General features: G+C 73.3%; 7 protein-coding genes. 2 read left to right on the top strand and 5 right to left on the bottom strand.

Going from position 1 to position 7187, the window contains the following annotated elements; translation table 11 throughout:
- Positions 1–34: 34 nt before the first annotated feature.
- On the bottom strand, positions 35–541 hold the full coding sequence (locus ACFWB8_RS29825) for a DUF1203 domain-containing protein (RefSeq protein WP_385233863.1): 507 nt from the start codon (positions 539–541) through the stop codon (positions 35–37).
- A 138-nt stretch (positions 542–679) separates the two neighbouring features.
- Here ACFWB8_RS29825 and pepN point away from each other — a divergent pair, with 138 nt between their 5' ends.
- Positions 680–3256: an aminopeptidase N gene (gene pepN / locus ACFWB8_RS29830; RefSeq protein WP_385233866.1), complete on the top strand. Its 2577-nt coding sequence runs from the start codon at positions 680–682 to the stop codon at positions 3254–3256.
- Positions 3257–3359: 103 nt separating this feature from the next.
- On the opposite strand, the gene ACFWB8_RS29835 is transcribed toward pepN, so the two are convergent.
- The 4 genes from ACFWB8_RS29835 to ACFWB8_RS29850 are packed head-to-tail and all read right to left on the bottom strand — an operon-like array spanning position 3360 to position 6369.
- The gene (locus ACFWB8_RS29835; RefSeq protein WP_385233869.1) at positions 3360–4262 is read right to left on the bottom strand and encodes a LysR family transcriptional regulator; all 903 of its coding nucleotides are present in this window, start codon (positions 4260–4262) and stop codon (positions 3360–3362) included.
- 10 nt (positions 4263–4272) lie between these two features.
- A complete protein-coding gene (locus tag ACFWB8_RS29840) occupies positions 4273–5205 on the bottom strand; it encodes a DMT family transporter (RefSeq protein ID WP_385233872.1) in 933 nt (310 codons plus the stop codon).
- A 42-nt stretch (positions 5206–5247) separates the two neighbouring features.
- Complete coding sequence (locus ACFWB8_RS29845) at positions 5248–6192, bottom strand: EamA family transporter (RefSeq protein WP_385233875.1); 945 nt, start codon at positions 6190–6192, stop codon at positions 5248–5250.
- A 48-nt stretch (positions 6193–6240) separates the two neighbouring features.
- Positions 6241–6369: a hypothetical protein gene (locus tag ACFWB8_RS29850; RefSeq protein WP_385233878.1), complete on the bottom strand. Its 129-nt coding sequence runs from the start codon at positions 6367–6369 to the stop codon at positions 6241–6243.
- 285 nt (positions 6370–6654) lie between these two features.
- Between ACFWB8_RS29850 and ACFWB8_RS29855 the strand changes: the two genes are divergently transcribed.
- Complete coding sequence (locus tag ACFWB8_RS29855) at positions 6655–7146, top strand: MarR family winged helix-turn-helix transcriptional regulator (RefSeq protein WP_385233881.1); 492 nt, start codon at positions 6655–6657, stop codon at positions 7144–7146.
- Positions 7147–7187 lie beyond the last annotated feature (41 nt).

The following is a 7187-nucleotide window of genomic DNA, read 5'->3' on the forward strand; positions in this document are numbered from 1 at the left end:
GGGGCGGCGCCGTCAGGCGCCGCCCCTCGGCGCGTCACGGGCGGCGGACCTCGTAGAGGAAGCAGCCGAACTCGGCGGCCCGCAGGTGCACGAGGGCGACCTCCGGATCGGCGAAGGCCTCGTCCAGGGCCTGCCCGAGCTCCGTGCCGGGGTCCTCGCCGAGGGTCAGGACGCGGCCGCCGAGGATGTGCCCGCGAGCGCTGTAGCGCCGGGCGGTGCGCTGCACACCGGGCCGGGCGAACGGGTATCCCCGGCCGCGGGCCGGTCCGCCGCAGTCCTCGGCGTGGACGAAGACGGGCCCCTGCTCGTCGTACGCGCCCGGCCGCGCGCCGGTCGCGGCGGCCCAGCGCCGCAGGGGTGCGTACGAGACGAGCGCGATCCGCTCGCCGGGCCGGCTGTGGCGCAGGCAGCAGCGCAGCGGTGCGCCGCCCTCGGCGTCCTCGTACGGGACGCACTCGCGCCCGGCGTCGTCACGGGCCCTCAGCCCGGCGAGGGCGTCGGGGGCGATGGGGAGCACGGTGTGGCGTGTCACGGTGGTCATGGGTCCAGGGTGCCGGTGCGGGGCCGGTGCGGCTGGCAGGAATCGGACGTCGCGTTCGCCCGTGGATTACTCCGACGCGGTGACGCCGACCGCGTGGAAGGATGGCGGGGCAACGTCACCATCAAAGGAGATGAACGCGTGCCTGGCACGAACCTGACCCGTGAAGAAGCGCAGCAGCGGGCGAAGCTGCTCACCGTCGACTCCTACGAGATCGAGCTCGATCTCAGTGGGGCACAGGAGGGCGGGACCTACCGGTCCGAGACCACCGTGCGCTTCGACTCGGCCGAGGGCGGCGCCGAGACCTTCATCGACCTGGTCGCGCCCGCGGTCCACGAGGTGGTCCTGAACGGCAAGGCGCTCGACGTCGCCGCCGTGTTCCGGGACTCCCGCATCGCGCTGAAGCACCTGGAGGCCGGGGCCAACGAGCTCCGCGTCGTCGCGGACTGCGCGTACACCAACACCGGCGAGGGCCTGCACCGCTTCGTGGACCCGGTGGACCAGCAGGCCTACCTGTACACCCAGTTCGAGGTGCCGGACGCGCGGCGCGTGTTCGCCAGCTTCGAGCAGCCCGACCTGAAGGCGACGTTCCGGTTCACCGTGACGGCCCCCGAGGGCTGGACGGTCATCTCGAACTCCCCGACGCCTGAGCCGAAGGACCGGGTGTGGGCCTTCGAGCCGACCCCGCGCATCTCCTCGTACATCACCGCCCTGATCGTCGGGCCGTACCACGCGGTGCACAGCTCGTACGAGGGCCGGGACGGACAGTCCGTGCCGCTCGGCATCTACTGCCGGCCGTCCCTCGCCGAGTTCCTCGACGCGGACGCGATCTTCGACGTGACGCGGCAGGGCTTCGACTGGTTCCAGGAGAAGTTCGCGTACGACTACCCCTTCGCCAAGTACGACCAGCTCTTCGTCCCGGAGTTCAACGCGGGCGCGATGGAGAACGCGGGCGCGGTCACCATCCGCGACCAGTACGTCTTCCGCTCGAAGGTGACGGACGCGGCGTACGAGGTGCGGGCGGAGACGATCCTGCACGAGCTCGCCCACATGTGGTTCGGCGACCTCGTCACCATGGAGTGGTGGAACGACCTGTGGCTGAACGAGTCGTTCGCCACGTACACGTCGATCGCCTGCCAGGCGTACGCGGAGGGCTCGAAGTGGCCGCACGCGTGGACCACCTTCGCCAACTCCATGAAGACCTGGGCGTACCGGCAGGACCAGCTGCCCTCCACGCACCCGATCATGGCCGACATCCGCGACCTGGACGACGTCCTGGTCAACTTCGACGGCATCACGTACGCCAAGGGCGCCTCGGTGCTCAAGCAGCTCGTCGCCTACGTCGGCACGGACGCCTTCTTCAAGGGCGTGCAGGCGTACTTCAAGGCGCACGCGTACGGCAACACGCGCCTGTCCGACCTGCTCGGCGCCCTTGAGGAGACCTCGGGCCGCGATCTGACCGCCTGGTCGAAGGCATGGCTGGAGACGGCCGGCATCAACATCCTGCGCCCGGAGATCACCACCGACGAGGACGGTGTCGTCACCGCGTTCGCGGTCCGCCAGGAGGCCCCGGCGCTGCCGGCCGGCGCCAAGGGCGAGCCGACGCTGCGGCCGCACCGGATCGCGGTCGGCCTGTACGACCTCCAGGACGGGCGCCTCGTCCGCACCGACCGCGTCGAGCTGGACATCGACGGCGACCTGACCCCGGTGGACGCGCTCGTCGGGCGGCCGCGCCCGGCCGTCGTGCTGCTGAACGACGACGACCTGTCGTACGCGAAGGTCCGCCTCGACGAGGTCTCGCTGGCGAACGTCACCGCGCACCTGGGCGACTTCACCGAGTCGCTGCCGCGGGCGCTGTGCTGGGCCTCGGCGTGGGACATGACCCGCGACGGGGAACTCGCCACCCGCGACTACCTCGCACTGGTGCTGTCCGGCATCGGCAAGGAGTCGGACATCGGCGTCGTCCAGTCGCTGCACCGCCAGGTGAAGCTGGCCATCGACCTGTACGCCGACCCGGCGTGGCGGGAGCAGGGGCTGGCCACCTGGACGGAGGCCACGCTGGAGCACCTGCGTGCGGCCGAGCCGGGCGGGGACCACCAGCTGGCGTGGGCGCGCGCGTTCGCGGCGACGGCCCGTACCGAGGAGCAGCTGGCGTACCTGTCGGGTCTGCTCGACGGCTCCGTGGAGGTCGAGGGCCTGGCCGTCGACACCGAGCTGCGGTGGGCGTTCCTGGAGCGCCTCGTCGCGACGGGCGTCAGCGACGAGGCGGCCATCGCGGCGGAGCTGGAGCGGGACGCGACGGCGGCGGGCGAGCGCCACGCGGCGACCGCGCGGGCCGCGCGGCCGACGGCGGCGGCCAAGGCCGAGGCGTGGGCCTCGGTCGTCGAGGGCGACTCGCTGCCGAACGCGGTGCAGGAGGCCGTGATCGGCGGCTTCGTCCAGACCGACCAGCGGGAGCTGCTCGCGCCGTACGCGGAGAAGTACTTCGCGGCGGTCAAGGGGGTGTGGGACAGCCGCAGCCACGAGATCGCGCAGCAGATCGCGGTGGGGCTGTACCCGTCGCTGATGGTCTCCGAGGAGACCCTGGCGGCGACGGACGCGTGGCTGGCCGCGGCCGAGCCGAACGCGGCGCTGCGGCGTCTGGTGTCGGAGTCCCGCGCGGGCGTCGAGCGTGCGCTGCGGGCCCAGTCGGCCGACGCGGCTGCCGCTGGGGCCTGACGCCCGGCTCCCGGGCGGGGGTCCACCCCCCGCCCGGGAGCCCTACGGGGGGCTCCGCCCCAGTGGGTGCGGGCGGCGCCCGGGGAGCGGCTCCGCGCAGCGGCTAGTCGCGGGCGGACGCGGCCGCGCTCAGGGCCGCGAGGACGTGGGAGACGGCGGGGCCGGACTCGGCGCCGCGGCGGATCGCCGCGATGACGTGCCGCGTCGGGCGGTCGTGGGACAGCACGCGCACCGCCACCCCCGGGGCCCGGCTCGACACCATGCGCGGGACGAGGGCGACCCCCATCCCCGCGCCCACCATCGCCAGGATCGCGGTCCAGCCGGACGCCGAGTGCGCCTGCTCCGGGACGAAGCCCGCCGCCTCGCACGCGCCCCGGGCGATCTCCGACCAGGGGCCGCTGCCCCCGTAGATCCACGGGTCCCGGGACAGGTCCGCCAGCCGCAAGTCCGGCGCGGCGGCCAGCGGATGGTCCGGCGGCAGGGCCACGTCCAGCGGGTCCTCCATCAGCGTGACCCGGGTGAACCGCGCGTCCCGCGCGGTCGGGGCGTGCGCCGCCAGGGACAGCGCGAGGTCCACGCCCCCGGCGGACAGCAGCTCGTACGATTCCGCCGCCTCGGTCTCCCGGACCCGTACCTCCACCCGGGGGTGGGTGCGGCGCAGTTCTGCCACGGCGGGGACCACCAGCGCCGGCACGGCGGTGGAGAAGGCCCCGACCCGCACCTCCCCCGCCTCTCCCCCGAGGTACCCGGCCAGCTCCGCGTCGGCCCGTTCCAGCTGCGCGAACACCGCTTCCGCGTGCCGCAGGACCAGGTGGGCGGCGGCCGTGAGCCGGACCCGGCGGCCCTGCGCCTCCAGGAGCGGGACCCCCAGCTGCCGGGCCAGGTTGGTCAGCTGCTGCGAAACGGCCGAGGGCGTCAGGTGCAGCGCCTCGGCCGTCGCGGTCACGGTCCCCCGCTCGGCGAGGGTCCGCAGGATCCGCAGCTTCTTGATGTCCCACTCGGTCATGGGCCCGAACCTACCGCCGGGCACCGAGCCCCACGCCGCCCAGGATCAGCGCCATGCACAGCAGCTGCGCCGGACCGGTCTGCTCGCCGATGAGGAGGAAGCCGAGGCCCGCGACGCAGACCGGCTGGAGGTAGTAGACGACCCCGGCGCGGGCGGCGCCGATGACCGAGACGGCCTTGTTCCAGGCGAAGAAGGCGACGGCGGAGGAGAAGACCCCCACGTAGAGCAGCGGTCCGACCGTGCCCGTGGTGGCCTCGAAGCCGCCCTGGACGGTGAGGGACACGGCGTACGCGGGGGCCAGCATCAGCGCGCCGAGGACGAAGGTGGTGATCAGGAAGGCCAGGCCGCCCAGTTCGGCGGGCTTGCGCTTGAGCAGCGCGCTGTACGTGGCGAACGACAGCGCGGCGCCGAACATCCACAGGTCGCCGGCGCCGAAGTCGAAGCCGAGCGAGCCGTCCCCGACCAGCAGCAGCACGCCGAGGGCGGCGAGCACGAGCCCGAAGGTGCGCCGGGCGCCGAGCCGTTCGCCGCCGAGGCGGCCGTACAGGGCCAGCATGACCGGCGAGGCGGCCATGATCATGCCCATGTTGGCGGCGGAGGTGGTCAGACCGGCCTGGTGGACCAGCGTGTTGTAGAGGGTGACGCCGAACAGCGTGGCGAGGGCGATGAATCCGAGGTGCCGCCGGATCAGGGCCCGCTGCTGCCAGGCCTGCCGGGCGGCGAAGGGGGCGACGGCGAGGGTGGCGATGATCCAGCGCCAGAAGACGGCCTGGACGGGCGGGACGGTGTCGGCCATCCCCCGGGTGGCGACGAAGCTGCCGGACCAGATGACCGTCGCGAGGAGGGCGAGGAGCACGCCGAGTCCGGCGGTCCCCTTCTTCCCCGTGCCCCGGGCGGTGGGCTCGGCTTGCGAAACGGTACGGGCGCGGTCCATGACGGCCACTGTGCGTCTCCCCCTCGGGGTCGGTCTGGCAGGTCGTGGGCCCTACCGTCGCACCCGCTCATCCGTCAGGTCCATCGAAATGTTTCGATCATTCTCTTCAGTAGAACTGAACGGTTCGGCTTTCGGCGGCCGGGGCGCGCCCATCGTCAGCTGACCCGCGAGCGTGGCGCCGAAGGCGATCGCCATGCCCACCAGCTGCACCGGAGTGAGCGCCTGCCCCAGGGCGGCCCAGCCGATGACGGCGGCGGTCAGCGGGGACATCGGCGAGAGCAGGGTGACCGAGGTGGCGGTGAGCCGGCCGATGCCGCGGAACCAGAGCCAGTACGCGATGCCGGTGTTGATCAGCATCATGTAGCCGTAGCCGAGGAAGGCCTTGCCGTCGAGCGCGGGCGGCGCCCCTTCGACCAGGGCGGCGATCGGGATGATGATCAGCCCGCCGGCGGTGAGCTGCCAGCCGGTCATGGCGAGCGGGCCGACGCCTTCGGGGCGCCCCCAGCGCTTGGTCATGACGGTGCCGGCGCCCATGGAGGCGGAGGAGACGACTCCGGCGACGATGCCGACGAGGTCGAGCTGGGCCTGGGCGGTCAGGACGACCATGCTGACGCCGAGCGCCCCCACGACGGCGGCGAGCACGGTCCGCAGCCGGGCCCGCTCGCCCAGCAGGAGGGCGGCGAGTCCCACGACGAACAGGGGGCCCGCGGAGCCCAGTACGGCCGCGACGCCGCCGGGCAGCCGGTAGGCGGAGAGGAACAGCAGCGGGAAGAAGGCGCCGATGTTGAGCGCGCCCAGGACGGCGGACTTCCACCACCACTCGCCCTTGGGCAGGGTGCGGGAGAGGGCCGTGAGCAGCAGTCCGGCGGGCAGGGCGCGCATGACGCCGGTGAACAGAGGCCGGTCGGGCGGCAGCAGTTCGGAGGCCACGGCGTACGTGGAGCCCCAGGAGATCGGGGCCAGGGCGGTCAGGGCGACGGTGGCGAGGCGTTTCATGGCGGGTGACTCCTCGGGCAGGTGAGGAACTCGGGACCGGACGGCGGCTCAGGCCGCGACGGGCACCGGCGGGCGCGGGGCGGCGGCCGGCGGCTCGGTGTGCACGGCGCCGACGGGCAGGTGCGGCTCCAGCCGGACCAGCGCCAGTGCGGAGCCGAGGGCGGCGACGGTGAGCACGGCCCAGGGCAGGCGGCCGTCGACGGCGAGCAGAGCGGTGAAGAGGGAGGGGGCGAGGGCGCTGGCCAGCGAGTAGGACAGCTGGTAGGTGGCCAGGTAGCGGCCGCGGACGGCTTCGGGGGCGGCGCAGACCGACAGGGCGCCGCCGGAGGGGCTGTGGACCAGCTCGTCGGCTTCACGACGCCCCCCTCAGTGGTAGCTTGCTGGAAAGCAGCTTAGCACTAAGCTGCTTTCCAGCAAGCTACTTTCTTGCGAACGACCGAGTGGAAGCCGGATACTCCAGCCATGAACGACCAGAAGGACGCCGTCGACGCGATCACCGCCCAGTGGTACGCGGTGCGCCCCGACCTGGACACGGCCCCCATGGCCGTCTTCGGGCGGATCTACCGGATCGCCAAGGCCATGGGCGACGCGATGGACCGGACCTACGCCCGCTTCGGCATCTCGCGCGGGGAGTTCGACGTCGTGGCCACCCTGCGCCGCTCCGGCGAGCCGTACACGCTCTCACCCCGGCAGCTGTCGGCCACGCTGATGCTCACCACGGGCGGCATGACGGGGCGTCTGGACAAGCTGGAGAAGGCCGGGCTGCTGTGCCGCAAGCCCGATCCGCACGACCGGCGCGGGCTCCAGGTGACCATCACCGACCGCGGGCTCGCGCTCATCGACGAGGCCGTCTCCGCCGGCCTGGAGGTACAGCGCTCCGCGCTCGCCGGGCTGGGCGACGCGGAGGCAGAGGTGCTCACCGGCCTGCTCCGCAAGCTGCTGGCCGGGGTCTGAGAACACGACGGGGCGCCGGGGGGGGGGGGGGGGCGGGGGGG

Source organism: Streptomyces sp. NPDC060031 (assembly GCF_042736805.1).
Classification (GTDB): Bacteria; Actinomycetota; Actinomycetes; order Streptomycetales; family Streptomycetaceae; genus Streptomyces.

Excerpts from the sequence above, each read along its gene's own strand:
- ACFWB8_RS29835 (WP_385233869.1), bottom strand. The coding sequence starts at position 4,262 with ATGACCGAGTGGGACATCAAGAAGCTGCGGATCCTGCGGACCCTCGCC.
- ACFWB8_RS29855 (WP_385233881.1), top strand. The coding sequence starts at position 6,655 with ATGAACGACCAGAAGGACGCCGTCGACGCGATCACCGCCCAGTGGTAC.
- ACFWB8_RS29845 (WP_385233875.1), bottom strand. The coding sequence starts at position 6,192 with ATGAAACGCCTCGCCACCGTCGCCCTGACCGCCCTGGCCCCGATCTCC.
- ACFWB8_RS29825 (WP_385233863.1), bottom strand. The coding sequence starts at position 541 with ATGACCACCGTGACACGCCACACCGTGCTCCCCATCGCCCCCGACGCC.